This is a genomic window from Mesorhizobium sp. P2_F8, from assembly GCF_056403655.1.
The window spans coordinates 257875-277442 of the sequence record NZ_JBFUFB010000010.1; the positions used below are offsets into that span (position 1 = coordinate 257875).

The following is a 19568-nucleotide window of genomic DNA, read 5'->3' on the forward strand; positions in this document are numbered from 1 at the left end:
CCATCAGAGGACGAACCATGCGGGCCTTGTGCGACACGCTGCATGAAAAATCGGGGCGCTTTGTCAGAAGGGCTTTCAGCGCGAGCTTACGAAGACCGATACCACGGCCACCGCGCCGACGCCCGTACCTGATCATCGACGATAGCCCAAAGGGTTTGTGAGCGAAGGCTCCCCCTCAGTCCTTCGCGCGCTCCACGTAAGCCCCGTCCGCTGTCATCACCACCACGCGAGTGCCGGGGGCGATGTGTGGCGGTACCAGCGTGCGCACGCCGTTGGAGAGCACGGCCGGCTTGTAGGATGAAGACGCGGTCTGTCCCTTGGTCGTCGGCTCGGTTTCCACCACCTCGAAGGTGGCGCGCTGCGGCAGCACAAGTGAAATGGCAATGCCGTTGAACTGTGACAACTGCACGGCCATGCCCTCCAGGAGATAAGGCGCCATGTCGCCGACCACGGCTTCCGACACCGCCACCTGGTCGTAGCTTTCCGGATTCATGAAATGATAGCCTTCGCCGTCGGCGTAGAGGAAGGTGTGCTCGCGCTCTTCCACATAGGCGCGCTCCACCTGCTCGGTGGTGCGGTAGCGCTCCGAAACCTTCACCCCGTCGCCGATGCGGCGCATGTCGAGCTGGGTCACCGGCGTGCCCTTGCCTGGGTGGATGTTTTCGGCAAAGAGGATCACATAAAGCTTGCCGTCCTTGTCGACGACATTGCCTTTACGGAGCGAACTGGCGATGACTTTCACCACGGCTTACAATCCTGAAATGGTTGATTGGTACAAATCGGCTTCAGCAGCCGTCCGCTGCGAACTAGCGCATCTTGGCCGCAACCGCCAGCCCCATTCCATATGATCTGAGCCCCATGAACGTTACGTCGCCCGATGCCTCGCCCTGGTGGACGCCGCATGTCCACACCGACCGCCGCCCGCGGCTGATGCTGCGCAACGCCATCGCCGCCAGCCTGCGTGACTGGTTCGCCGCCGAAGACTTCGTCGAGGTGGAAACGGCGGCCCTGCAGGTCTCGCCCGGCAACGAGGCACACCTGGCGGCTTTCACCACGCAAGCGATCGGACCGGACGGCACGCGGTCGCCGCTTTATCTCCACACCTCGCCGGAATTCGCCTGCAAGAAGCTGCTTGCCGCCGGCGAACAGCGCATTTTCAGCCTCGGTCCGGTCTACCGCAACCGCGAGCGCGGCCCCTTGCACCATCCCGAATTCACCATGCTCGAATGGTACCGGGTGGGCGAGGCCTATGAGAGCCTGATGCAGGATTGCGCGGCCATGTTGGCGCTGGCCGCGACAAGGGCAGGGGCGACGCGCTTTTCCTTCCGGGGCCGCGACTGCGATCCGATTGCCGAGGCGGAACGGCTGACGGTCGCGGATGCCTTCACCCGTTATGCCGGCATCGATCTGCTGGCCACGGTCGCCGCCGACGGCGCCACCGACCGGGACGCGCTTTATGCCGCCTTGACCCAGGCCGGCCTGCGCACCGCATCTGACGACAGCTGGGCCGATTTGTTCAGCCGGGTGATGGTGGAAAAGATCGAGCCGTTGCTCGGCCATGGGCGGGCGACCATCCTGTGCGAATATCCGCTGGCCGAGGCGGCATTGGCACGGCCAAGCCCCAGGGATGCGCGCGTTGCCGAGCGCTTCGAACTCTATTGCTGCGGCGTCGAGCTCGCCAACGGCTTTGGCGAACTGACCGATGCCGACGAGCAGCGCCGGCGCTTCATCATCCAGATGGACGAGAAAGAGCGCATCTATGGCGAGCGCTATCCACTGGATGAGGATTTTCTCGCCGCCCTTGCCATCATGCCGCAGGCCAGCGGCATCGCGCTCGGCTTCGACCGCCTGGTGATGCTGGCGACGGGCGCGCAGAAAATCGATGATGTCATCTGGACGCCTGTCTCGGCGTCCTGAACCACGGGTTCGCTGCCTGCCCGGCGCCTCAGTGCGCGAAAACCTGCTCCAGTGAGCGAAAGCCCTTGAATTCCAGCGCATTGCCCGAGGGATCGCGGATGAACAGCGTCGCCTGTTCGCCGGGCTCGCCCTTGAAGCGGACCATTGGCCGTTCCAGCCAGTCGATGTCGCCGCGCGCCTCCAGCCGCGTCGCCAGCCGCTGCCAGTCGTCCATCAAGAGCACGGCGCCGAAATGGGGGATCGGCACGACGATGCCGTCGACCTTGCCGTCACTGACGGCTGGCATGGCCTGTGGCCGCAGATGCGCCGACATCTGGTGGCCGTAAAGATCGAAATCGACCCAGGTCGCCGATGAGCGGCCGATCGCACAACCCAGCACCTCGCCATAGAAAAAGCGAGTTTCATCGAGATCACGGACCGGGAAGGCGAGATGGAAAGGCGTCATCGAAAATGCTCCGAGCGGGCTGCGGACCGGGTTACCATGCCTCGGTTCGAGATCTGAACCGTGAACCGATGCATTTTGATTGAAGCCTATGCCATTGCACAAGCCGGACCGGAACAATAGATGGTGGCTGCGGCCAAAGCTCGCCGCGCCAGCAGGATCACGCGCATGACCGATATCACAGATGCAGCAAAATTGACCGACCGTGTCGCGGCTCTGGTCGAAGCTGCCAAGAAGGCTGGCGCCGACGCCGCCGATGCGGTGGCCGTGCGCAGCCGCTCGACCGGTGTGTCGGTGCGGCTCGGCAAGGTCGAGGGCACCGAATCGGCCGAGAGCGAGGATGTCTCGCTACGCGTCTTCGTCGATGGGCGTGTGGCCAGCGTCTCGGCAACCGCAGCATCCGATCCTGCAACCCTAGCCGAGCGTGCCGTGGCGATGGCGAAAGTGTCGCCACAGGACCCCTATCAGGGGCTGGCCGACCCGGCATTGCTGGTGAAACAGACGCGCGATCTCGACCTGTTCGACGCCACCGAGGTGTCGGCCGATCAAATGAAGGAAGCGGCACTTGCGGCGGAAGCGGCGGCCCTTGCCGTCAAGGGCGTGACCAATTCGGCCGGCGCCAGCGCCGGTGCCGGCCTCGGCGGCTTGGTGCTGGCCACCTCGCACGGCTTCCTCGGCCACTATGTCGGGTCGCGTTTCTCGCGCTCGGCCAGCGTCATTGCTGGCGAGGGCACTGGCATGGAGCGCGACTATGAATTCTCCTCGCGCCAGCATTTTGCCGATCTCGATGCGCCTGAAGACATCGGCCGCAAGGCCGGCGAACGTGCCGTGCGCCGTATCGGCGCGCGCAAGGCGGCGACCGGGCCGATTGACGTTGTGTTCGACCCGCGCGTCGCGCGCGGCATCGCCGGCCATCTTGCCGGCGCCATCAACGGCGCCTCGGTCGCGCGCAAGACGTCGTTCCTGCGCGACATGATGGGCAAGCAGGTGGCCGCCTCCGCGATCACCATCACCGACGAGCCGCTCAGGCAGCGTGGCCAGGCCTCGCGTCCGTTCGATGGCGAAGGCATCGAGGGCGAGAAGCTGTTCATGGTCGAAAAAGGCGTGCTCAACCACTGGTTCCTGTCGACATCGGCCGCGCGCGAGCTTGGTCTCGTCACCAATGGGCGCGGTTCGCGCGGCGGCTCGTCCGTCTCGCCGTCCTCGACCAATCTCGCCATCGAACCCGGCGAACGGTCGCCCGAGGATTTGATCAAATCGCTCAAGACCGGCTTCTACGTCACCGAGGTGTTCGGCCAGGGCGTCGACATGGTCACCGGCGAATACAGCCGTGGCGCCTCCGGCTTCTGGATCGAAAATGGTGCGCTGGCCTATCCCGTCGCCGAGGTCACCATCGCCTCGAACCTGAAGACCATGTTCCTCAACATGGTGGCGGCTGATGACCTCGACCGGAATTTCGGCACCGCCGCCCCCACGCTTCTGATCGAAGGCATGACCCTTGCCGGAGCATGACCTGATCTCTGCCAGTGCTACCGAGGATTTGCCTTTGCTGCGCGATGCCGCCCGCGAGGCCGGGGTCATCGCCATGCGCTACTTCGGCAACAACCCGCAAGTCTGGATGAAGGGCGGCACATCGCCGGTCAGCGAAGCCGACCATGCCGCCGACGCCTATTTGCGCCAGACGCTGCTTGCGGCGCGGCCCGACTATGGCTGGCTGTCGGAAGAAACAGCCGACGATCCGGTGCGGCTTTCGGCGCGCCGCACCTTCGTCGTCGACCCGATCGACGGCACGCGCGGCTTCCTGGAAGGCCAGCGCACCTGGTGCGTCAGCGTTGCCGTCGTCGAGCGTGGCCGCACGCTTGCCGGCGTGCTGGAATGCCCGGCGATGAACGAGACCTATTGGGCGCTGCCCGGACAGGGCGCCTTCCGCAACGGCAAGCGCATCGCGGTGCGCAAGCTGGCGGATACGGCCGAGATTTCCGGGCTGAAGCAGTTGACCGACCTGATGCCGACCGACTGGCAGGCGCGACTGAAGCGGGCGCCCTACAGCCCGTCGCTCGCCTATCGGCTGGCCATGATCGCCAATGGCGCGCTCGATGCCACTTTCGTCAAGCCGAACGCGCATGACTGGGATATTGCCGCCGCCGATCTCATTTTGCGCGAGGCCGGCGGCCAGTTGCTCGACCGGCATGGCCGCGCCCCGCTCTATGCCGGCGAGGTGACCCGCCACGGCGCGCTCGCCGCCGGCAGCGGTGAACTGCTGGCCGTGCTCGCCGGCGTCATTGCCGGGCTGGATGGGTGAAAGCGTTTTCGAAGGTTCCAAAGTCGACGGCTTTGGTCTAGACCTGTCACAAACTCACGATATGTGAAGGACCGACATGGCCGCGGAAGACGGAAAAAAGCAGCTTTTGCACCTGGTGTTCGGTGGCGAACTGACGAAGCTTGGCGGCACCGAGTTCCGCGATCTCGACGGGCTCGACATCGTCGGCATCTATCCGGACTATCAATCCGCGCGCACGGCGTGGAAAGCCAAAGCGCAGGCCAGCGTGGACAATGCCCACATGCGTTATTTCGTCGTTCATCTGCACCGGCTGCTGGACCCCGACAACAAGGCTGTCGGTTGACCTCGATGGAGCAAGACCTGGCGAAAGAGCCAGCCACTGAGCCCACGCCCGTGCGCAGGGGCCGCAGCCGCACGACCAAGGCTTTCTGGCGCAGGATTCGCGAACCGCTGGCGCAGTCGCGATTCGTCAAGAACGCCATCGCCAGCCTGTTCGCCCAGTTTGTGCGGTTGGTGCGCATAACCAATCGCGTCGTCGATGGGTCGGCGCGGTTTTCGAGCAGCGCCTATGCCGAATTCGAGCCCGGCATCATCGCCCTGTGGCACGGCCAGCACCTGTTGACCCCAGCCTATTATCCCAGGCGCAAGCCGCTGGTCGCGATGGTCTCGCGCAGCGCCGATGCCGAGCTTAACGCGCTGATGCTGGGGAAATTTGGCATCGAGGCGGTGCGCGGTTCGGGCGGGCGTGACAATGCCAGGCATCTCGACAAGGGCGGGGCAAAGGCGCTCATCGCCCTGAAAAAGTCGCTCGCCGCCGGCAAGAACGTCGCCATGATCGCCGACATTCCCCACGGCACGCCGCGTGACGCGGGACTTGGTATCGTTCTTCTGGCACGCCTCTCCGGTCGGCCTCTGCTGCCCGTCGCCATCACCACCAGCCGCCGCAAGGTGCTGGAGAAGAGCTGGGACAAGACCACCATCAACCTGCCGTTCGGCCGCTCGTCGATCGTCATCGGCGCGCCGATCTTCGTGCCGATCGGCGCCGACGAGGCCGAAATGGAGCGCAAGCGCCAGGAAATCACGGTCGCGCTCAACGCCGCGACTGCCGAGGCCTACCGTCTCGTGGATGGTTCGCGATGAGCGGTCGCTGGGCGCGAACCATGTTGACGGCATACCGTTTCGCCGGTGCCGCCGCCTATCCGCTGGTTGGGCCCTATGTCGCCTGGCGCACCTCGCGCGGCAAGGAAGACCGCAGCCGCCGCCGCGAGCGCTACGGCGTCGCCGGCCGACCACGCCCCGAGGGGCCGATGATCTGGATCCATGCGGCGAGCGTCGGTGAGACCCTGGCCGTCGTGCCACTGGTCGAAAGCATACTCGATTACGGCGTCAACATTGTGCTGACGACCGGCACGGTGACCTCGGCGCAGGTCGTCGACGAGCGGCTCGGCGATCGCATCATCCACCAATATGTGCCGCTCGACCTCAAGCCGGCGGTCAGCCGGTTTCTCGATCACTGGCAGCCGGATCTGGCAATCATCGCTGAATCCGAGATCTGGCCGATGACCATTCTTGAGCTTGGCGCGCGCCGCGTGCCGCAGGTGCTGGTCAACGGCAGGCTGTCCGACCGTTCGTTCACCTCGTGGAAGAAACGGGCCAACATCGCCGAGGCGCTGTTCGAGAATCTCGCCCACGTCGTTGCCCAGTCCGATGTCGATGGCGAGCGCTTCCTTGCGCTCGGCGCCCGCCCGGTGACCGTGTCGGGCAACCTCAAGGTCGATACCTTGCCGCCGCCTGTCGACGAACGAGTGCTGGCGACGCTGCGGCGTCAGATCGGCGCCCGCCCGACCTGGGCGGCGATCTCGACCCATGATGGCGAAGAGGTGGTCGCCGCCGAGGTTCATGCGACGCTGCACAAACGCCACCATGGTCTTCTGACCATCGTCGTTCCGCGCCATCCCGATCGCGCCGAGGCGCTTGCCGCACAGATTTCGGGCATGGGCCTGACGGTCGCGCGGCGCAGCACGGGCGACCGGATCGCCGCCGACACCGACATCCTGCTTGGCGACACGATCGGCGAGATGGGGCTCTATCTCAGGCTGACCGAAATCGCCTTTGTCGGCCGCTCGCTGACCTCTGAGGGTGGCCAGAACCCGCTCGAGCCGGCCATGCTCGACACGGCGGTACTCGCCGGCCGCAATGTCCAGAATTTTCGCGAGGCCTACCAGCGCCTGCTCGACAGCGGCGGCGCCAAGCTTGTGCGCGATCGTGACATGCTGGCCGGCGCCGTCAATTTCCTGCTGACCAACGAAGTGGCGCGTCACGAAATGATGGCTGCGGGCGTGGCGACCGTCGACGAGATGCGCGGCGCGCTGGCGCGCACGCTGAAATCGCTCGAACCCTACATCCAGCCGCTGGTCATCAAGTCGCGCCTGAAGGGCGCGAACGGGCGCTAAGGTGGCTTCCGAAGCACCACCATTCTGGTGGGAAAAGCCGGACTGGCGGGTCCTGGCACTGTCGCCGCTGTCGGCCATCTATGCGCTCGTCGCCGGCCGCGGCATGCGGCGCGCCCGGCGCGAGAAGATCGAGGCGCCGGTCCTATGCATCGGCAACTTCACCGTTGGCGGCACCGGCAAGACGCCGGTGGCGATCGCCTTGGCCGAACAGGCCAAGCGCATGCAGCTCAAACCCGGTTTCCTGTCGCGCGGCCACGGCGGCTCGTTCGCCGAGCCGCATGTCGTCGATGCCCATCACGACAGCGCCAGGCATGTCGGCGACGAGCCGCTGCTCCTGGCCGAACACGCGCCGGTGGCGGTGACGCCGAACCGTGCGGCCGGCGCCCGGCTGCTGCTGGAAAGGCATGGCTGCGATTTCCTGATCATGGACGATGGTTTCCAGAGCGCGCGCATCCACATCGATTATGCGCTGGTGGTCGTCGACGCGCGCTACGGCATCGGCAATGGCCGCGTCATTCCGGGCGGTCCGCTCCGGGCCAGGATCGTCGACCAGCTGGTCTTCACCAGCGGGTTGTTGAAGATGGGCGAGGGCACCGCCGCCGACGCCGTGGTCCGCCAGGCGGCACGCGCCGCCCGGCCGATCTTCGAGGCCCACACCAAGCCAAGCAGCAAGCAGGGGCTTGCCGGCAAGCGGTTCCTGGCTTTCGCCGGCATCGGCCATCCCGAAAAATTCTTCGACACGGTGCGCGAGGCGGGCGGCGAACTGGCGTTGACGCGACCGTTTCCGGACCATCATTTCTACGGCGAGGACGAGCTCGCCGAACTGGCGGCGACGGCGCGCGCCGAAGGGCTCGGCCTCATCACCACCGCCAAGGACGCCGCCCGGCTGCGCCACGGCGCCCCGCAGGACTTTCTCGACCAGCTCGAGGTTCTGGAAATCGACACGGTTTTCGAGCTCGAACGCGTGCCCGAACGCATCATCGACGAAACGCTGGATGCCTGGCGTCAACGCAAGCTGAAGGGCTGACCTGTCGTCGTGAAGTGCGTTACCGGCTTGCGCAAACGACTCGCGCAAACATCAACGCCGGCTGCGTAGCTCCGGCTGCACTTCGATTTCGCGGCGCAGCGAAGCGGCAGCGTTGATGTAGGGCTCTTGCCTGGCGACGCTCCAGTATTTCAACTCATCGAGCGGGATGCTTTCGCCGGTCACCGCGCAGCGCACGAAAGCGCCCGGGCTGGTAACCTGGAAGTCGCCATCGAGATAGCGGATACGGGCTTCCTTGCCGCCAGGGCCTTCGAAACGGTTCATCATGCAGCGGCGCCGAGGTTCATGAGGATTTCATCGCCACAAATTGGCGGCAAGGTCAAGCATGTGACAAGCCTGAGACAATGCTGCCCCCTTAATCTTTCGCGGAAAAATGCTGTTGTCGGGGCACCATGGACATTTCCTCCGCTCGTCTTGCTGCCTTGCTCAGGGAAGCGATGACGACGCGGGCCGTGCCGTCGGCAAAGGCCGATCCGGTCAAAACGGCACTGGTGAAGGCGCTGGTGGCGCCGCCGGCGCCTTCTGGCGCACCCGTGCGACCCGTGGCGACACCGACTTTGCCGGTGCTGTCGCAGGCGACAGCGATAAGAGCGCAGCAGACGGCCTCGGCCGAAATAATCCAAGCCTATCTGGCACTCGCGGAACCGGACGACGAAACAGTCGGCGACGCCGCATCGGTGTCCACCGCGCCGAGGAGACCAACTGACAGCGACACTGTGCAGCGTGGCTTGGCGCTGCCTTTGGCAAGGGGCGATGAGGGTGCCCCGGTAAGGCCGGCGACCTTGCCATGGTTACCTCTTCTTGCATCCGAACTGTTGCCGTTGCACCGCACGCATGACAACGATGCCGTGGCCAGGCGAGGGCGTGCAAGCGCCGGGCCGAGCGAAGCGGCCAGGCCTGAAAACAGGCGGACGAGTGTCGGGCTGATGTCGCTGACTGCCGGGCTGCTGGCCGCGGCGGTCGTCGGGTTCGTTCTGGTGGTGCTGAGCTAACTCTCAGCCTCGATAAAGGCTTCCATCTTTTCCGATGCAAGTCCTGCCTGCACCGCGATACGGCGCGCCAGTTCTGCCGCTGCCGCACGGGGTCGTCCCATCGGCCGGTCGAGCCAGTAGGATACCGGATTGAGCGCGGTGCGCTCGTCGACGGCCGTGATGCGGCCGGCCTTCAATTGATGCCCGGTCAGGGGTGGGCGCGCCAGCGCAATGCCGAGCCCATAAGCTGCGGCGTCGAGCACCAGATTGTAGTCCTCGAAGCGCCGGTCCTGCGGGCGCGGGCGGTAATCCATGCCTTGCGCGGCAAACCAGGCACGCCAGGCCGAAGCATCGGAATCGTTGATCAGTGGAAATTTGAGCAGCCGGGCAGGGTCGCCGCGGCCGATCTCGCGGGCAAGCTCGGGCGATGCGACGGGAAAAACATGTTCCTCGAAAAGCTGCACCGAGACGCGGCCCGGAATGCCGCCGCGGCCACAGCGGATCGACAGATCGATACCCTCATCGGCAAGGTCGGCCTGACGGATATCGACGTCGAGTACGATGCGCAGCTTGGAGGGATTGTTCTCCAGCGCCGCCATGCGCGGCATCAGCCACAGCCCGCTGACCGAAGGGATCGAGGTCAGGCGCACCACCGCGGTGCCGCGCGGCTCGACCCAGCGGTCGGAATGGGTCGATATCAGCGCGAATGCTTCCGCCGTGCGCAGATGCAGCCTGTTGCCTTCGATCGTCAGCGAGACACCGCGCGCGCCGCGATCGAACACTTTCAGCCCCAGCCAGTCCTCGAGCTTGGCGATCTGCCGGCTGACGGCGCCGTGGGTGATGTTGAGCTTTTCAGCTGCTGCCGAAAAGCTGCCCGTCCGCGCCGCCGCGTCGAAGGCGCGCAGCGTTTCGAGTGGCACCATTGTGTCTGAGCTGTGATCCATAGTCACAGCTGATCCTCGATTTGGTCGTTTGTCAACTGGCCCGAAAAGGCGTTTTCTGCATTTCAGGGCACGAGAATCAAGAGGACAGTGAGATGAGCGCAATGACCAGCACGTTGAATCCGACACAACGGATGGACACCACGGCAGCCATCGCGGTGGCGCTCACGGTGGTCGGCTGGGCCTCTGCTTTTCCGGCTATCCGCGCTGGGCTTGCCGCCTTCGGGCCGCTGGAACTCGGCGCGCTGCGCTTTGCCATCGCCGCGGTGCCGGCGGCGATCTTCCTCGCCGTCAAGCGTCCGGCGCTGCCGAGGCTGGATGAATTGTGGCGCCTGGCCTTTGGCGGTGCCATCTTCGTGGCGCTGTACACGGCAATGCTCAATTTCGGCGAACTGACCGTCTCGGCCGGCGCTGCCGGCTTCATCATCAATGTCAGCCCGATCTTCACCGCCATCATGGCGATGGCGCTGCTTGGCGAACGCTTCTCCGGCACGGCATGGGTTGGCACCGCCATTTCCTTCGCCGGCATCGGCATCATCGCCATCGGCGACGGGGACGGCCTGCATTTCAACGCCGGGGCGCTGCTGGTGCTGGGTTCGGCGCTTTGCTCGGCCGTCAACACCATCGTCCAGAAGCCGCTCTTCGCCCGCCACCACCCGCTGACCATTTCGGCCTCGAACATGATACTTGGCGCTCTCTGCCTGTCGCCCTTCCTGCCGAGCGGCCTCGCGCAGGCAGCGGTCGCCGACACAGCTGGCCTTGGCGCCGTCATCTTTCTCGGCATCGTGCCCAGCCTGATCGCCTATGCCGCCTGGGCGACCGCTCTGTCGCGCCTGCCGGCCGCACGTGCGTCGAACTTCCTCTATCTGGTTTCGCCCATGTCCGCCCTGATCGGCTTCTTCTGGCTGGGCGAAGTGCCGACGCTGCTCGGCATGCTTGGCGGCGCGCTGGCGCTGGGCGGTGTCATCGTGGTGAATTTGAAGAGGTGATGCGAGCGGTACTTGACTGTTGGCGGCGTACTCAGCTGACTAGAGATACGGGCACCAGCAGCGAGTTGAGAATGGCGAGGACGTTTTTTCGGGACGCGTCGACGTTTCGCCCGATCGCGATCGGTTACGGCAGCTGTATTGCTGCTGACCGGATCACTGTGGATGGTGCGCAAGTCGGCTATCTCTACCGCGAAACGCCAGATCATCCGACCGACAGCGGTTGGCGCTTTTTTGCCGGTGATGAATCTGACGAGTACGCCGACAACCCAAATAATTTTGGCTTGTACGATGTCAATACAATTGCGAATTACGACCCGCTCATAGCGACTTGCTTAGAAGCTCCTTTCGGAACTGCCTTTTTTAGAGTCGATGGAAAATTCGTCCGTGAGAAGCTCGAACCTCTGGACGAAGTTTGAATTCGTAGATGACCGAAGAGAGAAGCACCGCGGCGAGCATGCCCCTTACCGCCTCCCAAACAGCCTCTCGATATCCGCGAGCTTGAGTTCGATATAGGTCGGCCGCCCGTGGTTGCAGGTGCCGGAGCCGGGCGTTGCCTCCATCTGGCGCAGCAGCGCGTTCATCTCCTCGGCCTTGAGCAGGCGGCCGGAGCGTACCGAGCCGTGGCAGGCCATGGTGGCCGCGATCTTGTCCAACCGCTCCTTCAGCGTGTCGACCGTGTCGTTGTCGGCGATCTCGTCGGCAAGGTCGCGCACCAGTTGCTGGACATTGGTCTCGCCCAGCATCGACGGCGTCTCGCGCACCGCGACCGCACCCGGGCCGAAACGCTCGACGCCAAGTCCAAAGCGGGCCAGCGTCTCGGAATGCATCGCCAGCCGTTCGGCGTCTTCTTCCGGCAGGTCGACGATTTCCGGCAGCAACAGCATCTGTGACGGCACGGCGCGCGAATGCAGCGCGTTCTTCAGCGCCTCATAGACCAGCCGCTCATGCGCCGCATGCTGGTCGACGATGATGAGCGAATCCCTGGTCTGCGCGACGATATAGTTCTCATGCACCTGAGCGCGTGCCGCACCCAGCACCGCGCCAAGCAGCGTCTCGGCCGCTTCGCTCTGCCCGGCGCGTGCGTCGGCGCTGGCCAGCGGGCCGGCATCGAATGCCGCCTGCCCATTTTCGCGCAAGCCGCGCTGACCGGGGCCTTCGAAACCCGCCCCTTCGAACCCCATGTCGAGGGGCCGCTGCGGCGAGCGCGTCGGATCAAAGCCGGCTGGGCCGGAGGCATGGTAGGATGCTTCATAGCTGCGGTGGCCATTGGCGGGCCCGCCGTGGCCGTAGGATGCCGCACCAGGCCGGAACGCCGCCATCATGCCGGCCGCGCCCGTGGTGGCGGCGCGGATGCCGGCATCCGCGAGTGCTTGCCGGACAGCGCCGACGATCAGCCCGCGCACCAGTCCGGGATCGCGGAAGCGCACATCGGCCTTGGCCGGATGGACGTTGACATCGACGACGGCCGGATCGAGCGTCATGAACAGCACCGTCACCGCATGGCGGTCGCGCGGCAAGACATCCGCGAAGGCGCCGCGTATGGCGCCGGCAATCAGCTTGTCGCGCACCGGCCTGCCATTGACATAGGCATATTGCTGCAGCGCGTTGGCGCGGGTGAAGGACGGGATCGACACGTGACCGGTCAGACGCACGCCTTCGCGCATCGCGTCGATGGCAATGGAATTGTCCGGAAACTCGGCGCCCATCACCTGGGCGACGCGGCGCAGGCTGCCTTCCGGACTGTCGTCCGTCGCCGGCAATTCCAGGGTCGAGCGATCCGAACCCGCCAATGTGAAGCGCACGGCGGGGAAGGCGATGGCGATGCGCTTGACCACGTCGCTGGTAGCCGAGCTCTCCGCGCGCTCGCCCTTCATGAATTTCAGTCGGGCGGGCGTGGCGAAGAACAGGTCGCGCACTTCGACCGTGGTGCCGCGGTTGGCTGCCGCCGGCCTGACGGGCAAGACGCGGCCGCCCTCGATGCCGATCTCGGCGGCGCTGTCGCTTGTTGCTGTCCGCGAACGGATCGACAGCCGCGACACCGAGCCGATCGACGGCAGCGCCTCGCCGCGAAAGCCCAGCGAACGGATGTCGTTGATATCCTCGGTGAGCTTGGAGGTGCAGTGGCGTGCGATCGCCATCGCCAGCTCCGGTTCGGGGATGCCGGAGCCGTCGTCGGTGACGCGGATCAGGTTCAGCCCGCCGCCGGCGGTGACGACCTCTACCTTGCCGGCACCGGCATCGAGCGCATTCTCGACCAGTTCCTTGACCACGCTTGCCGGACGCTCGATGACTTCGCCGGCGGCGATCTGGTTGATCATCGTTTCGGAAAGCTGGCGAATGGGCATGGAGATACTATAAGCGGATTCGGGGGGCGCGGGAGAGGCAATATCGCGAGAGCGGGGGATCAGTGCGCGGCACGGATTTCACGCACGCCCTTGTGCAGCCGCCGGCGCAACAGATTGCGCAGCGTCACCCCGTCGCCATAGCCGACCTTCGCGGCGATCTCATCGACACTGTCGGATGTGGTCTTCAACAAATGCACAGCCTGCTCGACCCGCAGATCCTGAAAATAGGACAGCGGTGTCTTGCCAAGCACATCGTTGACCCTCCGCGACAGCGTGCGCTTGCTGGCTCCCAGTGCCGCGGCAGCTTCGTCCAGGTTGAAGCCGGCGGCGAGATGGCAGCGCGCCCATCGCTCGAACCGCTCGACCAGCGGGTTCGAATGGGCGAGATGATCCGAGATGGCATAGGCCGACTGCAACGGCCGGCTGTCGACGATCAGATATTTGGCGGTCAGCGCGGCAAGCTCCGGGCTTGTCTGGCGGATGACCATCAGAGCGAGGTCGATGTGGCCGAGTGCTGCTCCGGCGGTTGCGAACTGCCCGTCATTGATCAGCATGCGCGACGCATCGAGCCGCACTTGCGGGTAGCGTTGCCGGAACATCGGTGCCAGCCACCAGGTCGTGGTTGACGGCCGACGGTCGAGCAGGCCGGTTTCCGCCAGGATGAAAGTACCGATACAGGCCGCCCCGATGCGCGCGCCGGCATCGGCGGCAGCCCGCAATGCCTTGGTCGCCTTGGCAATGTCGCTTCGCTTCAGCGCCTCGCCAAGCGGGCCGGGCATCTTCTGGCCGATCGCGGGGATCACCAGCCAGTCGGGCTCGGGCTCGCTGCCCATCGAGACGACCGGCACCTGAAGGCCTTGCGCGGTGTGGACCGTGTCGCTCACCCCGACAATGGTCACGGCGAAACAGCCAGGCGGGGATGCCAGCATTCCTGCCAGCTCATTGGCGGTGCCGAACACGTCGAGCATCGTGGCCAGCCCGGTGTCGAAGACGCCATCAAGCGCGAGGACGGAAATGTTCATGGCAATAATGATATCAAAGATGTCATTTTTGCCAATACGCTTTCCAGTTCGATGCTGCGACAGTCGTTTTGATGGCCGCCTTGGCCGCACAACGACGAGGAGAAGACAAATGATCAAACTTGCATTGTTCGCACGCTTCGAAGCCAAGCCCGGCAAGGAGAAGGATGTCGCCGCGTTCCTCGACACCGGGCTGCAACTGGCCAATCAGGAAGCCAGGACCCCGATCTGGTTCGCCCTGCAGCTTTCGCCAAGCGTCTTCGGCGTGTTCGATGCCTTTCACGACGAGGCAGGGCGGCAGGCACATCTCACCGGCGAGATTGCCAAGGCGCTGATGGCCAATGCCGAAACGCTGTTCGTTGGCCCGCCGACGATCGACAAGATCGACGTGCTCGGCCTCAAGAACGACGGCTCGGTCTGATCCTTCGGCATGCGAAACGCAATCCGGTCACGCGCCGGATTGCGCTGGCGAGCCTACGCCTGCGCCACCAGCCAGTCGCGTACCTTGCGCGCATTGTCGCTGAGCTCGCGGTTCTTCGGCCAGATGACGTAGAATCCGATGCCGGTCCTCAGCACATGATCCGTCACCGGCACCAACAGGCCTGATGCCACGAGGCGCTCGACGAGATGGCGCCAGCCGAGCGAGATGCCTTGTCCCTCCATGACCGCCTGAATCACCAAGGCATAATCATTGATGCGCAACCCGCGCTCGGCATTACGGAGGCTGGTTCCGGCTGCCGCGAACCATTCGTCCCAGTTCGGAGCCTCGCGGTAGGGCTCCTCGAGATGGATGAGCCGATGCATGGCAAGTTCGGCGACAGTCTCTGGCAGCCCAAACCTCGCCAGATAGCTGGGGCCCGCGACCGGGAAGATCTCCTCGTCTGCAAGCAACAGCGAATGATAGTCCGGCCAGTCGCGCGGCACGCCGCCGCGCACGCCGAGCGGGATGCCCTCGGCGATGATGTCGAGGTCGCGGTCGGCGGTCTGGATACGCAGATCAACGCCCGGCAGTTCGTCGCGGAATTGCTGTAGGCGCGGCATCATCCAGAACGAGCCAAAGGCGGTCGAGGCGGCCAGCGTCACATGGCCGCCGGTCGCCTGCAGGCGCAGATCCTCCGCCGACTTGCGGATATGCGACAGCCCGAGCGAGACGTCGGCGTGGAAGCGCTCGCCGGCCTCCGTCAGGAGAACCTGGCGGTGGCGGCGCTGGAAGAGCTTGGCGCCGAGCTGTTCCTCCAGCCCGCGCACGGCGTAGGATACGGCCGCCTGCGTCATGCCGAGCTCGCGCCCGGCGGCGGTGAAGCTCGACAGCCGGCCGGCCGCCTCGAAGACGATCAGGCTGCCGGCGGAGGGCAGCAGGTGGCGCAGGCTTCGCATAAGGAGAGTTTATACAAGAGATCAGGATTTTCCAGCGTCACAGCTATATTCCGTCTCGCTAAGTTGACGGGCTGTTGGAGGGATGAGTTGCCATGAATGAACCGGCCGTTGCAGTGACCGAACACGCCAACCGCAGAAGCGGCGGTCGCTTGGGGCGCAAGGCGATACGCGGCGCTCCCATAGCCTCGTTTCCTACGCTGGTGCGCCAGATCCCCGCCTATCAGATGGTGCCTGACGAGGCGGTGGAGTTGATCCACCAGGAATCGCTCTTGATCCTCGAAGAGGTCGGTTGTGAATTCCGCGACGATGAGGCGATCGCCCTGTGGAAGGCCGCCGGAGCCGATGTATCCGAGACGCGCGTCCGCATCGACCGTGCGCTCTTGATGGAGTTGGTCTCGAAGGTCCCGCCGGAATTCACCCTCAATGCTCGCAACCCCGGGCGTACCGTCCGCGTCGGCGGCAAGAATTCCATCTTCGTGCCGATGTATGGCGCGCCCTATGTGCGCGACCTCGACAACAACAGGCGGTACGGTTCGCTCGCCGACCTCAGCAATTTTCACAAGCTCGCCTACATGGCGCCGGCGCTGCACTCGTCGAGCTCGGTCATCTGCGAGCCGATGGAAATTGCGGTGCCCAAGCGTCACCTCCACATCATCCATTCGGCGCTGAAGCACTCCGACAAGCCGTTCATGGGCATTGTCACCTCGAAGGAACGCGCCGAAGACACGATGGCGATGGCCGGCATCGTCTTCGGCGAAGAGTTCGTCCGCGACAACCCGGTGCTTGTATCGATCACCAATTGCAACTCACCGCTGGTGTGGGACGCCACCATGCTGGACGCCATGAAGGTCTATGCGCGCAACAACCAGCCGTTGATCCTGGCGCCCTTCGCGCTGTGCGGCGCCTCGACTTCGGCCTCTGCCGTCGGCGCGGTGGCGCAAGTCAATGCAGAAGCACTCGCTGGCGTCGCCTTCACGCAGCTCCTGCGTCCGGGGTCGCCGCAGATCTACGGCCAGTTCATGGTGACGGTCGACATGAAGACCGGAGCGCCGATGGGCGGCACGCCGGAGGCCGCCCAGATGATGTACCTGATGGGCGCGCTGGCGCGGAAATACCGGCTGCCTTGGCGCACGTCCGGCTTCCATGTCGGCTCGAAGCTCAATGACGCCCAGGCCGGCTACGAGGCGAACATGCTGATGCACGCCGCCATCCTCGCCGGCGCCAACTACATCTGGCACTCGGCCGGATGGCTGGAGGCGGGGCTCACCTGCGGCTATTCGAAATTCGCCACCGACTGCGAGCAGCTTATCGGCTGGTACAAATATGCAGGCGGCCTTCCGTTCGACGATTTCAAGGAAGCGATGGCCGCGATCCGCGAGGTGGGGCCGCAGGGCCATTTCCTCGGCACCCAGCACACGCTCGAACATTTCGAGTCCGCTTTCTTCATGCCCACCATCATGGACTTCAATTCGTACGAACAGTGGAAGGCCGAAGGCGCGAAGGACCACGACACGCGCGGCCGCGAGAAGGCGCGCAACATGCTGGCCGACTATGAGGAGCCGAAGCTCGACGAGGGCATCGCCGAGGGACTTAAGGATTTTATCGCGCGGCGTGAGGAAAAACTGCCGAACAGCGTTAGTTGATGTGACAGGCGAAGACCTGACGGAACAACCAAGGGAGGAAAACATGACGCTCTTCAGAAGCAATGGCGACCGCGTGCCGGGCGCTATCGAGACAATGGCGAAAGAGACGCGTGCAGGCCGCATGGACCGGCGCGAATTCCTGGCGCTGGCCAGCGCCTTCGGCGCGTCGACGGCTTTCGCCTATGGCATGATCGGCCTTGCCGCGCCGACAAAGGCTCTGGCCGATGAACCGAAAAAGGGTGGAACGCTGCATGTCGCGATGTCGGTCAAGGCGCAGAAGGATCCGCGCACCTATGACTGGACCGAGATGGCAAACGTCACCCGTTGTTGGCTGGAGCCGCTCGTCCGCTATACGCACCAGTTCACTTTCGAGCCGGTCCTGCTCGAAAGCTGGGACGTCAATGACGACGCCACCGAATACACCCTGCATCTGCGCAAAGGCATCACCTGGAACAACGGTGACGCCTTCAACGCTGATGACGTGGTCTCCAATCTGAACCGCTGGTGCGAGAAGGGTGCTTCCGGCAATTCCATGGCGGCACGCGTCGGCGCGCTGATCGACACAAAGACCGGCAAGGCCAGGGATGGCGCTATCATCAAGGTCGATGACCTCACGGTCAAGCTGAAGCTGACCGAACCCGACATCGCGATCATACCGGGCTTCACCGACTATCCGGCGCTGGTCGTGCATCGCGACTTCGATAAGGATGGCGCCGACCCGATCAAGAAGCCGATCGGTACCGGACCTTTCGAGTTGGTGTCTTATGCAGTGGGTTCGAAGGCGATCGTCAAGCGTCGCGAGAACGGCAAGTGGTGGGGCGGTGAAACACCGCTCGACGGTGTCGAGTTCATCGACTACGGCACCGACTTCAACGCCACGCTGAATGCCTTCGAATCTGGCGAGATCGACCTCGATTTCGAAACGCCGGCCGACTTCATCGACGCCCTCGACAAGATGGATCTGGTGAAATCGGAGGTCGCGACGGCGACCACGCTCGTTGCCCGCACCAACATCACCCACAAGCCCTATGACGACCAGCGGGTGCGCAATGCGCTGCAGATGGCCGTCGACAACAATGCCGTCATGCAGCTCGGCTACGCCGGGCTCGGCACGGTTGGCGAGAACCACCACGTCGCCCCGATCCATCCCGAATACTATCCGCTGCCCAAGAAGACACGCGATGCCGCCGCCGCCAAGAAGCTGATGGCGGATGCCGGGCAGGCCGACTTCGAGCACGAGCTGATCACCGTCGAGGACGAATGGCAGAAGAACACCGGCGATGCGATCGCCGGCCAATTGCGCGACGCCGGCATCAAGGTGAAGCGTACGGTGCTGCCGGGCTCGACCTTCTGGAACGACTGGACGAAGTATCCGTACTCGATGACCATCTGGTACATGCGGCCGCTGGGCGTCCAGGTGCTGGCGCTCGGCTATCGCTCGGGCGAGGCCTGGAACGAAACGGCCTATGCCAACCCCGATTTCGACGCCAAGCTGAAGCAGGCGCTTTCGCTGGCCGATCCTGCCAAGCGCAAGGAGGTGATGAAGGACGTCGAGCAGATCCTGCAGGATTCCGGCGTCATCATCCAGCCGTTCTGGCAGAAGCTCTACTGCCACATGAGCAAGAAGGTGAAGAACTACGGAATGCACCAGACCTACGAAATGGACTTCCAGAACGTTTGGCTGGACGCCTGATTTAACTCCCGAGACCTACAAGCAAATGCCGCCGGCACCTATGACAAAGGTGCCGGCGGCCCGCAAATCACTGACAAGCAATTGGCGCAGGCAAAATGTCCGACGACGAGATCATCCTTTCCGAACTTTCCGACGACGAGTTGGTGCAGCAGATGCACGACGATCTCTATGACGGGCTGAAGGAAGAGATCGAGGAAGGCACCAACATCCTGCTCGAGCGCGGCTGGGCGCCTTACAAGGTGCTGACCGAGGCGCTGGTCGAAGGCATGCGCATCGTCGGCGAGGATTTTCGCGACGGCATCCTGTTCGTTCCCGAAGTGCTGTTGTCGGCCAATGCGATGAAGGCCGGCATGTTCATCCTGCGTCCGCTGCTTGCCGCCACCGGCGCGCCGAAGCAGGGCAAGATGGTCATCGGCACCGTCAAGGGCGACATCCACGACATCGGCAAGAAC

General features: G+C 64.3%; 21 protein-coding genes. 14 read left to right on the forward strand and 7 right to left on the reverse strand.

Translation table 11 applies throughout. The features are described 5' to 3' along the window. Window positions 1-175: 175 nt before the first annotated feature. Window positions 176-745 (reverse strand): elongation factor P, encoded by a 570-nt coding sequence (gene efp / locus AC1DZP_RS24935; RefSeq protein ID WP_095085972.1) that lies wholly within the window; start codon window positions 743-745, stop codon window positions 176-178. A gap of 113 nt (window positions 746-858) precedes the next feature. Here efp and epmA point away from each other — a divergent pair, with 113 nt between their 5' ends. Then, on the forward strand, window positions 859-1917 hold the full coding sequence (gene epmA / locus AC1DZP_RS24940; RefSeq protein ID WP_477306044.1) for an EF-P lysine aminoacylase EpmA: 1059 nt from the start codon (window positions 859-861) through the stop codon (window positions 1915-1917). A 28-nt stretch (window positions 1918-1945) separates the two neighbouring features. Here the strand turns inward: epmA and AC1DZP_RS24945 are convergent, their stop codons facing one another. Beyond that, window positions 1946-2362, reverse strand: coding sequence for a VOC family protein (locus tag AC1DZP_RS24945; RefSeq protein ID WP_477306046.1), 417 nt, complete (start codon window positions 2360-2362; stop codon window positions 1946-1948). Window positions 2363-2527: 165 nt separating this feature from the next. Between AC1DZP_RS24945 and AC1DZP_RS24950 the strand changes: the two genes are divergently transcribed. The 6 genes from AC1DZP_RS24950 to lpxK all read left to right on the forward strand — a co-directional run bounded on the left by AC1DZP_RS24950 (window position 2528) and on the right by lpxK (window position 8120). Further along, window positions 2528-3871 carry a TldD/PmbA family protein gene (locus AC1DZP_RS24950; RefSeq protein WP_477306048.1) on the forward strand — a complete coding sequence of 448 codons (1344 nt, stop codon included), beginning with the start codon at window positions 2528-2530 and terminating at the stop codon, window positions 3869-3871. Beyond that, window positions 3858-4661: a 3'(2'),5'-bisphosphate nucleotidase CysQ gene (locus AC1DZP_RS24955; RefSeq protein WP_477306050.1), complete on the forward strand. Its 804-nt coding sequence runs from the start codon at window positions 3858-3860 to the stop codon at window positions 4659-4661. Before AC1DZP_RS24950 ends, AC1DZP_RS24955 begins: the two co-directional genes overlap by 14 nt. Window positions 4662-4737: 76 nt before the next feature. After that, window positions 4738-4983 carry a DUF4170 domain-containing protein gene (locus tag AC1DZP_RS24960; protein WP_477306052.1) on the forward strand — a complete coding sequence of 82 codons (246 nt, stop codon included), beginning with the start codon at window positions 4738-4740 and terminating at the stop codon, window positions 4981-4983. 5 nt (window positions 4984-4988) lie between these two features. Next, a complete protein-coding gene (locus AC1DZP_RS24965) occupies window positions 4989-5780 on the forward strand; it encodes a lysophospholipid acyltransferase family protein (RefSeq protein ID WP_477306054.1) in 792 nt (263 codons plus the stop codon). Then, window positions 5777-7093 (forward strand): lipid IV(A) 3-deoxy-D-manno-octulosonic acid transferase, encoded by a 1317-nt coding sequence (gene waaA / locus AC1DZP_RS24970; protein WP_184871010.1) that lies wholly within the window; start codon window positions 5777-5779, stop codon window positions 7091-7093. Before AC1DZP_RS24965 ends, waaA begins: the two co-directional genes overlap by 4 nt. A gap of 1 nt (window position 7094) precedes the next feature. Further along, entirely contained in the window at window positions 7095-8120 is a 1026-nt protein-coding gene (lpxK, locus tag AC1DZP_RS24975; protein ID WP_477306056.1) for a tetraacyldisaccharide 4'-kinase, read from the forward strand. A gap of 51 nt (window positions 8121-8171) precedes the next feature. Here lpxK and AC1DZP_RS24980 read toward each other — a convergent pair whose 3' ends face one another. Then, a complete protein-coding gene (locus AC1DZP_RS24980; protein WP_095085946.1) occupies window positions 8172-8405 on the reverse strand; it encodes a DUF2093 domain-containing protein in 234 nt (77 codons plus the stop codon). A 125-nt stretch (window positions 8406-8530) separates the two neighbouring features. Here AC1DZP_RS24980 and AC1DZP_RS24985 point away from each other — a divergent pair, with 125 nt between their 5' ends. Then, window positions 8531-9130, forward strand: coding sequence for a hypothetical protein (locus tag AC1DZP_RS24985; RefSeq protein ID WP_477306058.1), 600 nt, complete (start codon window positions 8531-8533; stop codon window positions 9128-9130). Here the strand turns inward: AC1DZP_RS24985 and AC1DZP_RS24990 are convergent. Beyond that, complete coding sequence (locus tag AC1DZP_RS24990) at window positions 9127-10053, reverse strand: LysR family transcriptional regulator (protein WP_477306060.1); 927 nt, start codon at window positions 10051-10053, stop codon at window positions 9127-9129. The two genes, AC1DZP_RS24985 and AC1DZP_RS24990, sit on opposite strands and share 4 nt — an antisense overlap. Window positions 10054-10145: 92 nt before the next feature. Between AC1DZP_RS24990 and AC1DZP_RS24995 the strand changes: the two genes are divergently transcribed. Beyond that, entirely contained in the window at window positions 10146-11039 is an 894-nt protein-coding gene (locus AC1DZP_RS24995; RefSeq protein ID WP_477306062.1) for a DMT family transporter, read from the forward strand. A gap of 71 nt (window positions 11040-11110) precedes the next feature. Further along, complete coding sequence (locus AC1DZP_RS25000) at window positions 11111-11455, forward strand: DUF2185 domain-containing protein (protein ID WP_477306064.1); 345 nt, start codon at window positions 11111-11113, stop codon at window positions 11453-11455. 45 nt (window positions 11456-11500) lie between these two features. On the opposite strand, the gene mutL is transcribed toward AC1DZP_RS25000, so the two are convergent. Together mutL and AC1DZP_RS25010 are read right to left on the reverse strand one after the other, a co-directional pair. Beyond that, the gene (gene mutL, locus AC1DZP_RS25005) at window positions 11501-13384 is read right to left on the reverse strand and encodes a DNA mismatch repair endonuclease MutL (RefSeq protein ID WP_477306066.1); all 1884 of its coding nucleotides are present in this window, start codon (window positions 13382-13384) and stop codon (window positions 11501-11503) included. Between the two features lie 59 nt (window positions 13385-13443). Further along, a complete protein-coding gene (locus AC1DZP_RS25010) occupies window positions 13444-14406 on the reverse strand; it encodes a GlxA family transcriptional regulator (protein WP_477306068.1) in 963 nt (320 codons plus the stop codon). 109 nt (window positions 14407-14515) lie between these two features. Between AC1DZP_RS25010 and AC1DZP_RS25015 the strand changes: the two genes are divergently transcribed. Further along, window positions 14516-14824 (forward strand): putative quinol monooxygenase, encoded by a 309-nt coding sequence (locus AC1DZP_RS25015; protein ID WP_477306070.1) that lies wholly within the window; start codon window positions 14516-14518, stop codon window positions 14822-14824. Window positions 14825-14877: 53 nt separating this feature from the next. Here AC1DZP_RS25015 and AC1DZP_RS25020 read toward each other — a convergent pair whose 3' ends face one another. After that, window positions 14878-15780 carry a LysR substrate-binding domain-containing protein gene (locus AC1DZP_RS25020; RefSeq protein ID WP_477226399.1) on the reverse strand — a complete coding sequence of 301 codons (903 nt, stop codon included), beginning with the start codon at window positions 15778-15780 and terminating at the stop codon, window positions 14878-14880. Window positions 15781-15872: 92 nt separating this feature from the next. Here AC1DZP_RS25020 and AC1DZP_RS25025 point away from each other — a divergent pair, with 92 nt between their 5' ends. From AC1DZP_RS25025 to AC1DZP_RS25035, 3 genes are all read left to right on the forward strand, one after another. Further along, window positions 15873-17423, forward strand: a complete 1551-nt coding sequence (locus tag AC1DZP_RS25025; RefSeq protein ID WP_477306072.1) for a trimethylamine methyltransferase family protein — start codon at window positions 15873-15875, stop codon at window positions 17421-17423. Window positions 17424-17466: 43 nt separating this feature from the next. Next, on the forward strand, window positions 17467-19116 hold the full coding sequence (locus AC1DZP_RS25030) for an ABC transporter substrate-binding protein (protein ID WP_477306074.1): 1650 nt from the start codon (window positions 17467-17469) through the stop codon (window positions 19114-19116). Between the two features lie 95 nt (window positions 19117-19211). Further along, the coding region (locus tag AC1DZP_RS25035; protein WP_477306076.1) for a B12-binding domain-containing protein at window positions 19212-19568 on the forward strand (357 nt) is incomplete at its 3' end.

Coding starts and splice junctions, on each gene's coding strand:
- AC1DZP_RS24985 (WP_477306058.1), top strand. CDS start 8,531: ATGGACATTTCCTCCGCTCGTCTTGCTGCCTTGCTCAGGGAAGCGATG.
- AC1DZP_RS24995 (WP_477306062.1), top strand. CDS start 10,146: ATGAGCGCAATGACCAGCACGTTGAATCCGACACAACGGATGGACACC.
- AC1DZP_RS24990 (WP_477306060.1), bottom strand. CDS start 10,053: ATGGATCACAGCTCAGACACAATGGTGCCACTCGAAACGCTGCGCGCC.
- AC1DZP_RS24945 (WP_477306046.1), bottom strand. CDS start 2,362: ATGACGCCTTTCCATCTCGCCTTCCCGGTCCGTGATCTCGATGAAACT.
- AC1DZP_RS24980 (WP_095085946.1), bottom strand. CDS start 8,405: ATGATGAACCGTTTCGAAGGCCCTGGCGGCAAGGAAGCCCGTATCCGC.
- AC1DZP_RS24960 (WP_477306052.1), top strand. CDS start 4,738: ATGGCCGCGGAAGACGGAAAAAAGCAGCTTTTGCACCTGGTGTTCGGT.
- mutL (WP_477306066.1), bottom strand. CDS start 13,384: ATGCCCATTCGCCAGCTTTCCGAAACGATGATCAACCAGATCGCCGCC.
- AC1DZP_RS25030 (WP_477306074.1), top strand. CDS start 17,467: ATGACGCTCTTCAGAAGCAATGGCGACCGCGTGCCGGGCGCTATCGAG.
- epmA (WP_477306044.1), top strand. CDS start 859: ATGAACGTTACGTCGCCCGATGCCTCGCCCTGGTGGACGCCGCATGTC.
- AC1DZP_RS25010 (WP_477306068.1), bottom strand. CDS start 14,406: ATGAACATTTCCGTCCTCGCGCTTGATGGCGTCTTCGACACCGGGCTG.
- AC1DZP_RS25000 (WP_477306064.1), top strand. CDS start 11,111: ATGGCGAGGACGTTTTTTCGGGACGCGTCGACGTTTCGCCCGATCGCG.
- AC1DZP_RS24950 (WP_477306048.1), top strand. CDS start 2,528: ATGACCGATATCACAGATGCAGCAAAATTGACCGACCGTGTCGCGGCT.
- AC1DZP_RS25015 (WP_477306070.1), top strand. CDS start 14,516: ATGATCAAACTTGCATTGTTCGCACGCTTCGAAGCCAAGCCCGGCAAG.
- waaA (WP_184871010.1), top strand. CDS start 5,777: ATGAGCGGTCGCTGGGCGCGAACCATGTTGACGGCATACCGTTTCGCC.
- AC1DZP_RS25025 (WP_477306072.1), top strand. CDS start 15,873: ATGAATGAACCGGCCGTTGCAGTGACCGAACACGCCAACCGCAGAAGC.
- AC1DZP_RS24965 (WP_477306054.1), top strand. CDS start 4,989: ATGGAGCAAGACCTGGCGAAAGAGCCAGCCACTGAGCCCACGCCCGTG.
- AC1DZP_RS25020 (WP_477226399.1), bottom strand. CDS start 15,780: ATGCGAAGCCTGCGCCACCTGCTGCCCTCCGCCGGCAGCCTGATCGTC.